A 12567-nucleotide genomic window follows, 5' to 3' on the forward strand; every position below is an offset into this window, starting at 1 on the left:
GCAACCAAAGAACTCATCCATGGCCGTTACAAAGACCTCACCTTGGTTGAATCCGCATTCTTCCTATTCGTCACGGATTATCAAATTGAGTCCGTTTGAGGCTCCCGGCGCTCAGATATCAATCACGTCATTCCGCTTGACCAGTGAAGGCGGACCGGGCGAACGTTTTTGCACAAGCAGTCGGTTCATCAGGAGGTTGGTGATACTGACAATTAACGCCCCCAGCAACGCAGAACCAAAACCCTCTACATAAAAACCGTCCACCAGCCAACTGACGAAATAGAACAGGACTGCGTTTACGATCCAAATCCCGATACCAAGCGATAAGACAATAAACGGAAGAGTGAAAAGCAGCAGCAGCGGCTTCAGGATCGCATTGCAGAAGCTCAGTATCAGCACCACGATCGTAAGGGTTGTGCCCGTATCGTAGCTGATGCCGGGCACGATTATCGTGCCAAGCACTACGCCCAGCGCCAGAACGAGCCACCGCAACAGCATGTTGACGAACGCGTTATTCATAATTATCACTCCGGCAAATAAATCCCCCGCTTCGTCTTCTTTATCTTACCCAACTTAGCTGCCCGACTGGTAATGCCCCATATCTGCCTGTCAGTCAGTCCGGTTTTAACATTAAGTTCAGACGTCGTGATTCCCTCGGCACTGTCCTGGATAATGCCCACAACCTTATCAAACAAGGACGCTTCTTGAGATTTCCTGGCAGTTGCCTTTTTACCGGCAACCTTTATCGCCTTTCCGGGCGCCGGAATTTTTGCTTTCGCTTTTGCTTTCGCTTTTGCCTTGGCCTTTGCCTTAACCTTTGCCTTTTTCGCCGGTAACGTTGTTGCCGCTGCCGGCTCTTTTTTCCCTTCGCCGGACGATTGGGGAAGCTTTTGCTGAAGTTTATCGAAATATGCTTTGATAAATTCCTCCGAGCCTTCCAACTCGATTTCCTTAGTTTCCGGATTGAACCGCAGATATGATGTTTTTCCCATTTGACGCCTCCTTTTACTTAAAATAATTGACCCATATTACCACATTTCATCCCGTATTAAAAGTTTGTGTAAAGTCCAATACCAGTCCGGACAGCTTTTTCAAGATTGATCCGCCCCTTTCCGCTTCTCGATCCATTTCAGCAGATAATAACTGGTGATGCCGGTCACCACCATTGCCACCAGAAACAGAGGGTAGGAAATCTGCCAGTTTTCCGGACCCGTCATCATGGACCACTCGGACATACCGCCGATCCCGGCCAGCAGGGTCAGCGGCATAAAGATGGTAGTGATGAAGGTCAGCCGCCGTACGGTGATGTTGGTACTGTTGGCGGCTTTGGTCATCCGGTTGTTGATCAGGGAAGCGTACATTTCCATCAAGCTGCTGATAATTTCACGGGAGGACTCGGTCAGCTCAAAAAACTTGGCCAGGTGGTCATACAAATCGCGGTAATACAGAATGGCCTTGTCGGGGATGTACGGACAGTCCTTGCGACAAATCTTCACGAGGATTTCGCGCTCGTGGAACAGGCTCTTGCGCAATTTCACCAGGTTGCGCCGCAAACACAACAGGTCGGCGGGATTGAAGCGGTCCAAATCTGTCAGAATGACATCCTCCGATTCATCTATAGCTTCCTCGATCGCTTCAATCGCCACAAATTTCTGATCAACGATGCGGTCCAAAAGCACATGCAGCAGATAAGCTGGCCCCTGGCGGGCATTGCCCAGATCGTTTTCCACATAATGCTCGATTCCCTTCAGCATCGGTTGCCCGTTGCTGTCACGGCCGCTGACAGTGATCAAATAATTATCACCGATAACCACGTCAATCTCTGAAATGCTCAGGGTATGATTGGTGTATTCGAAGGCATTAAACAAAATAAATGTATTTTGGGGATAATCTTCAATTTTGGGAATCTGGTTTTCATCCACACAATCCTCAACGACCAGAGGATGCAGATTGAGCGGCTCGATCAGGTTTTCCAAATCCGCCTTATCCGGTTCGCAATAGTCCAGCCATAAAAACCCGCCTTTGCTGATCGCGCTCAAGGCGTCAGATAAATTTTCCTTGGACGTTAATTTCCCCGTTTTGGTGATGTGGAAGTATTGATACCCTGGCATTGCTTCTTCTCCGATGGAAACCAAAGAAAAGGGGGTCACGAGTCCTCAGTAACTCCCTTATTTTACTGGAGCGGGCGACCGGGATCGAACCGGCGACGTCCAGCTTGGGAAGCTGATTTTTTAACTTCCCCTATATTCCCCATCTACATAAATACTTGATTTTTAGTATAATATTTTTTCTTGCTTTCCTCAATATTCCCAAGGGAACACCAAAAAAGTGGGACTATAGTGGGACTGAAAAATTAGACGGGGCAAAATCAGATCTTTTCCCGCACTCTTTTATGTCTGGCGTTAAACATACATTAGCGAGGAGAATCTGTCAATTAAATGGAACAAAACAGATTTCTGCTGTTTACAATGACCAGAAACAGGTGTAGCATCACAAACCAACGCCAGAGCGCGCCGGTAGCTATTAATAATCGTCACCAGTTCCCTTTACCAGACCTGGCCGCTACGGAAACTTTTTAAAATCTAAGGGATCTGATCATGAAACCCTTAATAACCGTTGTAGCGATTCTGCTCATGGCTATATCAGCGGCGCACCTGGTGAGGATTATTTTTCAGGTTGATATTCTTATCGGTGGGTTTATCATACCAATCTGGGTAAGCATCATCGGCTTTATTATCCCGCTGGTGCTGGCTTTGTTGCTGGACCGGGAGAACAAAAAGGAATTGATCAAAACCCAGCTCGCGCCGATGAAAATAATAAGGAAAGAAAAAGGAAACTCAGCAACATGACCAATAAAAGTATCCCCTATTCCGACAATAATGGAAGTATAATCATCCCTTTCAACTCTGACCAGAAATATCACTTCTGGAATGGCGGCCAACCATCATCAGAAACCCTAATGGAATTAAACGCACCGGAAGATATTTGGAGTAAACATACCTTATTACCATATCCTGGGAATGCGGTTTAGGAAAGACAATAGGGGCATATATGTCGTCTTCAGCATTAAACAATACATATCAGAAGAGTGCTGAATTAATAGCGAATTCATCTTTTGCTATGGGCTTGTACCGTCCACCCAGCGAGGGTGGGAGCTCATCACTACTCCTTAGGATCACAGAAAATTGCCCATGGAACAAATGCACCTTCTGCGAAATGTACAAGGGGCATCCCTTTGTGTATCGCAAAGCAGAAGATATCAAAGCAGACATCGATACCGTCAAGATCATCGGCGATGAACTAAAAGCCGTCTCCACGAAAATGGCCCAAGATGGCCAAATTACCAGCGAGGTGGGAATGGCTATTTTGCGGGCAGATCCTTCTCTCAATAACAACGATTGCTTCATCACTGTTTTCAACTGGCTCCATTCAGGAGGAAATACGGCCTTCTTGCAGGATGCCGACAGTATGATCATGCGGCCACACGAGATCATAGAAGTACTCAAGCATCTGCGGGGAACGTTAAAAACGCTCACTAGAGTTACCTCTTACGCCCGCTCCAAGACGTTGTCTCAAAGAAAGCCGGAAGAATTGAAGGCCATCCGGGAGGCAGGACTCGATCGTCTCCATGTTGGCTTGGAAACAGGGGATGATGAATTACTTACCGTCATCCGCAAAGGCGTGACCAGCGCCGAACAAATTGATAGTGGGAAAAAGGCGATGGCTGCCGGCTTTCAACTTTCTGAGTACTGGATGCCCGGTCTGGGTGGTAGTACATACTGGCGGCAACATGCGGAAAACACTGCCCGCGTCTTAACGGCTATAAACCCAAACTATATCAGGTCACGTCCCTTTGTGCCCAGACGTGGAACACCAATTTCTGAGGATTACAAGCAAGGGAAGCTGAAACTCTCCTCACCGCATGAACGTCTTGAAGAGTTAAGGTTAACGATTGATGGATTGAATGTGATTTCGCGTGTCTGCTTTGACCATAGCATGAATGCATGGACAAATAGACGTGGCGGTCTGCTGTTTCATCAGGATTATGAAGGCTATAAGTTTCCAGAAGAAAAACCGCTTGTTCTGGAGCTGATTCGCGAAGGTCTTTTTATAGACGAATCAAAACACCTTGATGCAAAAGAACTCATCGCCATGGAAACTCTATGATATTGATTGGCCAGCATTGGCATTTAGCTTATACTCAAAACCATGTGCATGACCCATCAACCGGGTAAACGATCAAGAAGCGGGGATTGAAAATGTTGTATAGAAGAGTACCTAAGAATGGAGATGAGCTCTCGATACTCGGTTTCGGGTGTATGCGTTTACCCTTAAAAGAAGATAGGACGATAGATGAAGAGAGGGCAAGGAAGCAGGTCCGCTACGCAATCGACCATGGATGAGCTCGAAGGATCTGATTGGGAGCAAACTATAGTCAAGGCAAAAAAAATCTTTCAAGAAAATTTAACTTTAAGATGATCCTCGGCCAATCTACGAGGCAGTTTAACAGAATGAGGTTCCATGCAGATTTTGATCAAAGTTATTATCAGTCTATTTGTCATAATTGCCGCAACAGCAATCGGCAAGAAGTTGCCCGCCGCCGCAGGTCTTATTGCCGTGATGCCACTTACCGGTGCGCTGGTCCTTGTTTGGATATATTTGGAGAACAATGGTGATCCGCAAACCATGCAGAACTTCGCCAAAGGGGCACAGTGGGGAATCTTGCCGACCATGCTCTTCTATCTAGTGGCTTTCCTCTGTTTCAAGAAGCACCTTCCACTATCCATTGCCCTTACGGCAAGTTTTGGAGCATGGATCGTGGCAGCTATCATTCACCAATGGATGTTGAAATGAAGAAAAGCACATTACTTACTGTGGTTTTTTACTCTTTTAACTTTCAACTAACCTTTAACAATACAATTCAGTCTGTAGGGTGCTGAACCAAGATAAGGGAATAAATCACTGAGAAAGGAAACCGCAAATGAAAGTTATTATTGATCTTTGCCTTGTGCCGATAGGAGTCGGTATATCATTGTCACCGTATATTGCCGCCTGTGAAAAGGTACTCATGGCTGCAGGATTGAAAATATCGCTCCATTCCTACGGCACCGATATCGAAGGCGAATGGGACGAGGTATTTGCCGCTGTCAAACGTTGCCATGAGGTGGTTCATGAAATGGGTGCCCCACGTATCACAACGACCATAAAAGTTGGGACAAGGACAGACCGTTCAGAAACAATGGAAGCTAAGGTAAAAAGTGTGCAGGACAAGCTTCTATGCTGATGTCAACCTGGACGAGACATGAGCTTACGGTACCCGTTTCTTCCAACATACTCGATACAAGATCTCGCCGGTAAAAAACATCGTGACAGAAGTTTCAGTAATAGCCAGTTGTCAGAACTGAGGATTATGGATCGAAAGAGAGTAACGCCGGAGCTTCATGCCCGTTAATCCAGCAACCAGGCGACATCCGTCAGTATTCCAGTAGCGATGAGCAATGTTCGTCTTACGTTCCGCTATTGAATAATTGAATATGTCCGTGTCTATCATTGCCGCGAGATGCTGGGCACGGGTATTGCCCGAAAACCAGTTACCTTCGGACTCCAATAATGGTCAAAACTATCGAGGGTGGTTCCCTTCGAGCTCCTGGCGTGATAAAATTTTTGCCCGTCGGACACTATACCGCAGTGCTTGAGGTCATCGAAGAAAACGATATTTCCGGGCCTGTACTTCTGATCCTGCTCAACGGCCGGTAACGACAGGTAAAACTTGCGTGCAGTTGTGCGCTTTATCAACACTCCGCTATCGTACATCACGCGCCAGACAAATCCGGAACAATCGAAGCTCTTTAAACCGCTTGCCCCCCAGATATAAGGCCTGCGAAGGTGGCGGTTAATGTTCGGCTGTAAACTGTCCCACAAAGCTTTATATTCTGGTATGTCCATACTGGCAGTCACCCCAATAGCCGGTTGGGCCAAGAAGTTGGTCAATATGAACAACAAGATCAGAAAAGCCAATTTTTTCATTTTACCGCACTGCCAAGCAAGAGGCCCAAGCCGATAAAGAGCCCAGCCAGGAATATAGCCACGGACCGGTTATCTTGCTTAAGCTGCTCGGAAAATTCAACCCCTGGCGTCAAACCAGTCAAAGACCTTAAATGCCAGGACAAACCCTCCCAAGCCAATGCAGAGGGAAATGAGGATAGACCCCAGATAGTTCAATAGATCCATATCGTTCAATTCCTTTCTTGATGTTTCATGATTACCGATGGATGCGCGTAAAGCAATTTCGTGTAAATATCAAAGTAAAAAGCTTTTCAAAATGAAACCTTTCCCGAATCTTGCCGATAATAATTTACCCTCCAACTAAATGATTTTCAGTTCACCATTGTGGAGAGGATTACTGTTTGGAATCAAGCTCTTTCAAGCTGAAAACTTTTTTCCCGGAATAATCTTAGACAGGCATCTGCCACATCTGCATCATAAATTGTCCCTTTATTGTTCTCAATCTCTTCCAGGGCTGCATTTAATCCCAATGCTGGACGATAGGGCCGGTGGGATGCCATGGATTCCACAACATCTGAAACAGCCAGAATGCGGGCCTCCATAAGAATGTCATCCCCTTTCAGATTTCTTGGATAGCCCGAACCATCCATCCGTTCATGATGCTGAAAGACAATCTCCGCCAGTGGCCAAGGGGATTCCACATCCTTGAGAATTTCGTATCCTTTGCGAGAGTGTTCCTTGATCAGTCTAAACTCGATTTCAGACAGCTTTGTCGGCTTGGACAATATCTCTGCCGGGATGGATAGCTTTCCGATGTCATGGATCGAACCGGCCATGCGGATGCCCTCGATCTTATCCGGGGGAAGTTCCATCTCCGTGGCAATCGCACGGGCCAGATCCGCTGACCGGATCTGGTGACCGGCGGTATAAGGATCTCGTGTTTCCACGGTTGACACCATGACCTGGATGGTTGTTTGAACCGCCCTTCTGAGGTTTTTGACTGTACGCTGAAGTTCCTCCTCCGCCTGCTTCTTCTCGGTGATGTCGCGGACGACGGATACAGACCCAATGATATTGCCAGTGATATCTCTGACCGGGGCTGCATTGACCTGGCGATACCGAAATTCTCCGCTTGCCGGAATTTTAATGATCTCCTCCTGGTTCGTTACCACTTCTCCTGTGAGGGCGCGCAGGGGCGGAGCCTCTTTGACAGGCCTCTCGCTACCATCCGGGCGCAACACGACCAGGCTCTTCGCCAGCTTTTCTACTTCGATCATCTGATTAGGGTCAATGCAGAAGTGTTTGAGAGCAGATGGGTTTGCTATGGTGAATGTCTTATGTGTATCTGCAAACCAGACCTCGTCGGTCATGCTGCTGATCAGTGAGGATAGTCTGGTTTTCTCTTCTTGAACAGATTCCAGAAGTGCCCGGATTTCATATTCCGCCCGCTTGAGATCGGTGATGTCCGCGGAAATACCCAGCAGGTATTCGGGTTCTCCGTTTTCGTCCGGGATCGGCACTTTCTTGGTGTGCAGGATGCGCTCTCCTTTTTTCCGGGTCTGAATGGGTTCTTCCGGGATATCAACAACCTTCTTCCCGTATAGAACATCCCGGTCATTCTCAGTAAAGAAATCTGCCTGTTCCTTCGAGAAGAAATCATAATCGTTCTTCCCCAACAGGTCGTCCCTGGAATAACCCAGCAATTCCTCTCCCGCCCGGTTGAAACGGGAGAACCGGAGTTCCTTGGCATCCTTGAGGAAGATCATGTCCGGGATATTCTCGATAATCGAGTCCAGGAACACATTCATCCGGCGCATTTCCTCCTCCCGCTGCTTGCGCTCCGTAATATCTACGATAGCACCTCTAAGCCCCACAGGTTTGCTATCACTGTAAATTACACTTGAGATTACAATGGCAGGAAAGACAGACCCATCTAACCTCATTAAAGTATATTCAGTGCCTCTTATTTGCTCCCCCTTTAACAGCCCTTGAATGTTCTTGCTCGATTTATCAATGTCTTCAGGTGAAATTAGCTGCCATGCTTTAAAACCTTTCTTTAAATCCTCTTCTGTACCTATAAAAGTTTCATAAATAGCGCGGTTGACAGAAGTAATATTGGCTTCCAAATCCATATCATATACCGGGATTGGCAAAAAATCATATAGATCACGATATTTCTTCTCGCTCTCCTGTAGTGCCTCCTCCGCCTGCTTGCGGGTGGTTTGGTCCTCTGCTTGGACGATAATCAAATCCGGGAAAATGAAACCATACTGCACGAAAAGGAATCTACCCGGTGCGAAGCGACGGGAACTTATTTCCCGTTTAATAGCACGCTGTTCCTGGAAGCAAAGATTCAAATCACGGAGGATCTGAGGTCTGTCTTTATACAGTTCCACGGCACTGGCTCCGAGATAGTCGAAGACTTTGCCGTTGGTCAGTTGCTTGGCGGCCTTGTTGAAATCTAAAAGAGTGAAATCGTCCCCTTTTTTTTTCCAGGTGAAGGTCGGGGTGGGACTATCCTGATACAGGCGTTTGAAACGTTCTTCGCTGTTCCGCAGCTCCTCCTCTGCCTGCTCACGGTCCGTAATGTCGCGGGCAACAGAAATGATTCCGATGATCTTGCCTTCGCGCATAACGGGCGACCCACTGACTTCACCATACTTTATGGTTCCATCCTTTGCGATAAACCGATAAATCGTCGCATGAATTGTGTCACCCTTTAAGATCAAACTCATATCGGCTAAAGCCTGCTCAAAAGATTCCGGCGTAAGGACATTTCCTAAATCGGAAACAGGTCGGCCAATGAAATCTTGTGGTTTGTATCCCAATATTTTCTCCACGCTCGGAGATATGCTAATAATGTTGAGATCTGTATCAAGTGTATAAATAACATCCGACACATTCTCAAAAGATAAACGATAGCTCTCCTCCAATATCCTCAACTCCTGATTAGCAATCTCCAGATCCAGCATTTTCTTTTCAAGTTTACTGAAAAGGATTTCATTGTACTGCCTGAAAACCTCCATTTCTTCCTCAAGCGGTTTAGTCGCCACTTGCTTGACCACATAGTTTTCTTCCAACACCTCTTTTAGAATACTCATCAGTATATCCGGTTCCTGGGGTTTGATGATGAATCGCTCCGCCCCGAGGCTTAATGCAAAATCCTCGTTCTTGGATCCGGTATAGGTGGCGGTGTAAAATACCAAGGGGATATGCTTGAGTGTATCATCTGATTTCCATCGCCGGCATAAGGCGTAGCCATCCATCACGGGCATCAGAATGTCCGTGACAATCAGATCCGGAGGGTTTAGAATGGCTTTATCCAGCGCATCCTTGCCGTTTTCCGCCGAAATCACTTCAAAACCGTATCCCTTCAGCAGGGTTTCCAGCATGTATAGATTGGTGCTGTCGTCGTCAACAATCAAGATTGTTTTTTTCATTGTTTCTCCCCATGATGATCTTTTTTTGATAAATGCTTTTCAACCTGTACTGCAAGCATATCCGGGGCGATCGGTATTTCTATATAGCCGCTGCAGCCCGCCTCAACCCAGATACATTGAAACATTGACACTGTCGATCTGTTCCGGCTTGAGGTAGCGCTTGGCGTACTTCAAGTATACGCCCGAAAGAAGGAACAGGTCGAACAGCCCTGGATCGATGTGCCTGTCTTTCTTGAAAAAGGAGAGGATCTTCACTGACTCGGAGAGCGTCTTGGCCTTTTTGTATGGGCGGTCGGAAGCGGTAAGGGCTTCGAAGATATCGGCAATCGCCATGATGCGGGCCGGCACCGACAAATCGTCTTTTGTCAGACCACGCGGGTACCCTGAGCCCGTCAACGTTTCGTGATGAGTGCCCGCATATTCGGGAACCCTTTGCAGTTCTCTCGGAAACGGCAGAGCATCCAGCATGACGACAGTCTGGATAATGTGCTCGTTGATCTTGAAGCGCTCCTCCTCGGAGAGCGTGCCCCGTGCCACGCACAGGTTGAGGATCTCGCCGAAATTGTAAAGGCTTTCCGGAACCTGCAACTTGAATCCGTACTTGGGATCGAGCGCTTTGTCGACACCCCGGGGGATGATGTGGTAGGGCTTGTCGGAGAGGAGGGGTTCGACCGCCGGTAGCTCGGAGGCGGACACGCTTTCATAGCGCCGCAGTTCCTCGTGCGACAGGCCGAGGCGATCGTCGAAATGACGCAGCCAGGTCTGGCCGGCGATCCTCTTGATCCGCTCGATGCGCTCCGGAGCCATGAATTCGCCCCCGATATTGCATTCCGCCACGAAGGCGAAGTCGTCGGTCAATTGAGCGCGACGCCCGCGGTATTCCCTGATGGCCGCCTCGGAATCGCCGCCGTCCTGGATTTCCTTGAGACAGGCGATCTCGGCGTCCCGCAACAGCACTTCGAACCGCATGCGCACTTCGTGGATGCGGTTGTAGATCGTTTCGAGTTTGGTTGCCTTGTCGACCACGTACTCGGGGGTTATAACCTTTCCGCAATCGTGGAGCCACGCGCCGATCCGGAACTCCCGCCACTCTTCATCCGAATAGAAATGGAAGTCAGCGAGTGGCCCTTCCTCCACCCGGGAGGCCTCTTCCGCCAGCATTATCGCCAATTCAGGCACCCGCTCGCAATGGCCGCCGGTGTAAGGACTCTTCGTGTCAATTGCGCCTGCCACGAGCCTGATCAACGAATCCATCAACGTCCGCTGCGCCTGCAGCAGGTTTTGGTTCTCCAGCGCGACTGCCGACTGTGAGGCCAGCGCCTCGACGAAACCTACCAATTCCCTCGGAAACGGAATAACCTTCCCGGTATCCGGATCCAGGGCATTCATAAACTGCAGGACGCCGATCACTTCGCCTTCACGCGGCGACATGGGAACGGTCAGCATCGATTCGGTTCGATATCCCGTCTCGGCGTCGAAGCGGTGCGAACCGCTCAGATCGAACCGCTTTTCGGAATAGACGTCGTCGATGACGACGGCTTCGTTGTGCAGTGCCGCGAAAACGGACACGTACTTCTCGTTGATTTCTCCCGTTACCGGGTCTCTGAACGGGATCTCGAACGAAGGCAGTGAATCGTCCTTGGTACGCAATGCAAACGCGAGTGTTCCTTTATCGGTTTTCAGATACATCGTTCCTGCATCGCAATTACACAACTGCTTTCCTCCAAAGAGGATGTGCCGGAGCAGCGTCTGCCGGTTGCGCTCCCGTGACATCAGGATACCGTTCTCCACCAGGCTCGCCAGTTTCTGCTCGGCTACCGTCAGGGCTCTGGTGCGTTGATGCAGCGTACTCTTCATGACTTTCTGGGCCTGGGCCAATGCTATGACTTCGTAGAGAATCGTAGGCAGACGACCGACTTCGCCGGAGAAGTCCATTTTTGAGATGCGCTCTGCGTCCTTGGCGAGAATGGAGAGGGAGCGCCCAACCCGGCGGGCACCAATAACAGCGAGGGGGATCACGACCAGCAGAAAGGCGATCGTCAGGAGGATGACCTGGTTCCGCGCCTCGGTGATCGGACCGGAAAAGTCACGCATCGGCGCAAAGACGCCGATGCGGAACTCGGCGCCCGGTGCGGCGGGATACGCGTAATATGCAAACACGAACTTTTCTCCCCCGACGTTGATGATCCTCGCACGCGACGCATCGTCCTCACTTTGCCATGCTTCCAATACGGCAAGGTGGGGACTGGCGGTCTGGGAGATCGGTGTCAATGAGGCCACTTCCTTCAGGTTGTAGGCCTGGTAGGCGCTGTGGTGAGCCAGGATCCTATTGTGGTGGTCGAGAATGACAATCGCGCTGGCCGGCGTCAGTGGAATTTTCGCCAGGAAATCGTGAAGCGCGCCCAGGCTCAGGTCTGCTCCAAGCACTCCGATCCCTCCCCGGAGCGGGCTGGAAATCGTAATCCCCGGTTCCCGGGAAGAGGCAAAAATATACGGGTCCGTGATCGCGACGGGCGGAGTCTGTTTTGCCCCATCATACCAGGGCCGCTGGGTCGGGAAATACTGGGTCTGTCCTTCTTTCGAACCAATAACTTGCCGGTCGGAGGACCAGAATTCCCAGGTTTCCAAGCGCCTCCCTCCCTCCTTCCGGACGATTTTCCGCAGGGCGAACCGGGTGTTCTCGGGCGCTGCCAAGGAGGCAAGCAAGTTCTGGTTGCCCTTGGTATTCACCACCTGAAAGAAATCGTCGTTCTCAAGCCCGAAATAGACGGAATATAGGCTTTCTTCGCTCTCCAACTGGGACATGAAGGTCACCACCATGTCATGGTCGTTCAAGCGTCCTTCCTCGGCGAAGCGCGCGCGCCTAGCGCCGGCCTGCACCGTGACCTGGCGGCTTGTGCCCCCGATGAGATTCCGCAGCCGCTCCACACCGGTCTGTGCTATGAGGAAGAAGCGTTGCTTTGCGCTGTCTTCCGCCATGGCGTTGAATTTGGTGATGACGACGACCAGAATCGAGGCAGTGAGCACAAAGACGATGCAGAGCATGGCGATGACGGCCCAGTTATGGAAGCGTAGATTCCGACCAAACAAGAGATGCATAATAACTCCTTTCGACGGGATC

Annotated in this window: 10 protein-coding genes and 1 pseudogene; 5 read left to right on the forward strand and 6 right to left on the reverse strand. The window is 49.4% G+C overall.

Annotation, left to right across the window (positions count from 1 at the left end):
- Positions 1-111 precede the first annotated feature (111 nt).
- From NT140_01975 to NT140_01985, 3 genes are all read right to left on the reverse strand, one after another.
- Entirely contained in the window at positions 112-519 is a 408-nt protein-coding gene (locus NT140_01975) for a phage holin family protein (GenBank protein MCX5830654.1), read from the reverse strand.
- Positions 520-524: 5 nt separating this feature from the next.
- Positions 525-992, reverse strand: a complete 468-nt coding sequence (locus NT140_01980) for a hypothetical protein (GenBank protein ID MCX5830655.1) — start codon at positions 990-992, stop codon at positions 525-527.
- A 99-nt stretch (positions 993-1091) separates the two neighbouring features.
- Positions 1092-2111, reverse strand: a complete 1020-nt coding sequence (locus NT140_01985) for a magnesium transporter CorA family protein (protein MCX5830656.1) — start codon at positions 2109-2111, stop codon at positions 1092-1094.
- A gap of 486 nt (positions 2112-2597) precedes the next feature.
- Between NT140_01985 and NT140_01990 the strand changes: the two genes are divergently transcribed.
- From NT140_01990 to NT140_02010, 5 genes and pseudogenes are all read left to right on the forward strand, one after another.
- Positions 2598-2849, forward strand: a complete 252-nt coding sequence (locus tag NT140_01990) for a hypothetical protein (GenBank protein ID MCX5830657.1) — start codon at positions 2598-2600, stop codon at positions 2847-2849.
- A gap of 202 nt (positions 2850-3051) precedes the next feature.
- Positions 3052-4167: a radical SAM protein gene (locus tag NT140_01995; GenBank protein ID MCX5830658.1), complete on the forward strand. Its 1116-nt coding sequence runs from the start codon at positions 3052-3054 to the stop codon at positions 4165-4167.
- Positions 4168-4259: 92 nt separating this feature from the next.
- A pseudogene (locus NT140_02000) lies at positions 4260-4400 on the forward strand (aldo/keto reductase).
- A 121-nt stretch (positions 4401-4521) separates the two neighbouring features.
- Positions 4522-4854, forward strand: a complete 333-nt coding sequence (locus NT140_02005; protein ID MCX5830659.1) for a DUF3147 family protein — start codon at positions 4522-4524, stop codon at positions 4852-4854.
- Between the two features lie 127 nt (positions 4855-4981).
- Complete coding sequence (locus NT140_02010) at positions 4982-5284, forward strand: MTH1187 family thiamine-binding protein (protein MCX5830660.1); 303 nt, start codon at positions 4982-4984, stop codon at positions 5282-5284.
- 263 nt (positions 5285-5547) lie between these two features.
- Here NT140_02010 and NT140_02015 read toward each other — a convergent pair whose 3' ends face one another.
- The 3 genes from NT140_02015 to NT140_02025 all read right to left on the reverse strand — a co-directional run bounded on the left by NT140_02015 (position 5548) and on the right by NT140_02025 (position 12545).
- Positions 5548-6027 (reverse strand): NlpC/P60 family protein, encoded by a 480-nt coding sequence (locus tag NT140_02015; GenBank protein MCX5830661.1) that lies wholly within the window; start codon positions 6025-6027, stop codon positions 5548-5550.
- 386 nt (positions 6028-6413) lie between these two features.
- Complete coding sequence (locus tag NT140_02020; GenBank protein MCX5830662.1) at positions 6414-9446, reverse strand: PAS domain S-box protein; 3033 nt, start codon at positions 9444-9446, stop codon at positions 6414-6416.
- Between the two features lie 102 nt (positions 9447-9548).
- Positions 9549-12545 carry a GAF domain-containing protein gene (locus NT140_02025; protein ID MCX5830663.1) on the reverse strand — a complete coding sequence of 999 codons (2997 nt, stop codon included), beginning with the start codon at positions 12543-12545 and terminating at the stop codon, positions 9549-9551.
- Between the last annotated feature and the right edge of the window lie 22 nt (positions 12546-12567).

The organism is Deltaproteobacteria bacterium, assembly GCA_026388415.1.
In the GTDB taxonomy this organism is placed as follows: Bacteria; Desulfobacterota; Syntrophia; order Syntrophales; family JACQWR01; genus JAPLJV01.

What these genes read in the sequence shown, in the direction of transcription:
- NT140_01975 (MCX5830654.1), bottom strand. Translation starts at nt 519, where the DNA reads ATGAATAACGCGTTCGTCAACATGCTGTTGCGGTGGCTCGTTCTGGCG.
- NT140_01980 (MCX5830655.1), bottom strand. Translation starts at nt 992, where the DNA reads ATGGGAAAAACATCATATCTGCGGTTCAATCCGGAAACTAAGGAAATC.
- NT140_01985 (MCX5830656.1), bottom strand. Translation starts at nt 2,111, where the DNA reads ATGCCAGGGTATCAATACTTCCACATCACCAAAACGGGGAAATTAACG.
- NT140_01990 (MCX5830657.1), top strand. Translation starts at nt 2,598, where the DNA reads ATGAAACCCTTAATAACCGTTGTAGCGATTCTGCTCATGGCTATATCA.
- NT140_01995 (MCX5830658.1), top strand. Translation starts at nt 3,052, where the DNA reads ATGTCGTCTTCAGCATTAAACAATACATATCAGAAGAGTGCTGAATTA.
- NT140_02005 (MCX5830659.1), top strand. Translation starts at nt 4,522, where the DNA reads ATGCAGATTTTGATCAAAGTTATTATCAGTCTATTTGTCATAATTGCC.
- NT140_02010 (MCX5830660.1), top strand. Translation starts at nt 4,982, where the DNA reads ATGAAAGTTATTATTGATCTTTGCCTTGTGCCGATAGGAGTCGGTATA.
- NT140_02015 (MCX5830661.1), bottom strand. Translation starts at nt 6,027, where the DNA reads ATGAAAAAATTGGCTTTTCTGATCTTGTTGTTCATATTGACCAACTTC.
- NT140_02020 (MCX5830662.1), bottom strand. Translation starts at nt 9,446, where the DNA reads ATGAAAAAAACAATCTTGATTGTTGACGACGACAGCACCAATCTATAC.
- NT140_02025 (MCX5830663.1), bottom strand. Translation starts at nt 12,545, where the DNA reads ATGCATCTCTTGTTTGGTCGGAATCTACGCTTCCATAACTGGGCCGTC.